The organism is Corallococcus sp. AB049A, from assembly GCF_003668885.1.
Taxonomy (GTDB): domain Bacteria; phylum Myxococcota; class Myxococcia; order Myxococcales; family Myxococcaceae; genus Corallococcus; species Corallococcus interemptor.
Window position 1 is genome coordinate 1 of sequence record NZ_RAWL01001294.1, and the last position, 413, is coordinate 413.

The 413-nt window shown below is 70.2% G+C and carries 1 protein-coding gene; it reads right to left on the reverse strand.

Annotated features, from left to right (window positions below; all coding sequences use genetic code 11):
• Nucleotides 1–189, reverse strand: a 189-nt coding sequence (locus tag D7X55_RS47045; RefSeq protein WP_147470533.1) for a helix-turn-helix domain-containing protein, incomplete at its 3' end; no start/stop codon positions are given.
• Nucleotides 190–413 lie beyond the last annotated feature (224 nt).

Consider the following 413-nt stretch of genomic DNA (forward strand, 5'->3'; position numbering starts at 1 on the left):
CTGGTAGCGGAAGCCCGCCTCGCCGTCGCCCTCGATCGGTGCCATCAGCGCATCGCGCAGGAAGGCCAGGTCGCGGTAGACGGTGGCGCGGGAACAACCGAGCTTGTCCTGCAGGGTCGCCACCGTCACCGGATAGCGCGCGGACTTGAGCAGACGATGCAGGGCGGTGATGCGTTCGTATCGGTCCATACCCCCGATTATGTCCGAGTCGCGGGTCTTGTGTGGGACGTTTGGGCTATCGTGGTCGGCCCCACCCCCATGGAATGCCCGATGCGCCGGTTGCCTGCCCTGTCCCTGCTGGCCTGCCTGCTGCTGGCCGCCTGTGATCGCGCGCCGGCGCCGGCCGGCGCCGAGCCCCCGGTACCCGTCGCCGATCCGACGCAGGCGGTGCTGGGCGCCAGCCAGCGTTTCGC